Below are 255 nucleotides of genomic sequence, written 5' to 3'. Positions count from 1 at the left end.
GTTGGCTTAGAAGCAGCCATCATTTAAAGAAAGCGTAATAGCTCACTGATCGAGTCGTCCTGCGCGGAAGATGTAACGGGGCTAAGCCAGTCACCGAAGCTGCGGATATTGTTCTGTGATTTATCACAGATAGATATGGTAGGAGAGCGTTCTGTAAGCCTGCGAAGGTGTCTTGTAAAGGATGCTGGAGGTATCAGAAGTGCGAATGCTGACATGAGTAGCGATAATGGGGGTGAAAAGCCTCCACGCCGTAAG

General features: G+C 48.6%; 1 rRNA gene. It reads left to right on the top strand.

The features are described 5' to 3' along the window. Positions 1–255, top strand: a 23S ribosomal RNA gene (locus GCM43_RS25665); the annotation flags it as partial.

The organism is Janthinobacterium aquaticum, assembly GCF_009208565.1.
In the GTDB taxonomy this organism is placed as follows: Bacteria; Pseudomonadota; Gammaproteobacteria; order Burkholderiales; family Burkholderiaceae_D; genus Janthinobacterium.
This window is presented reverse-complemented; position numbering and strand designations above follow the sequence as displayed.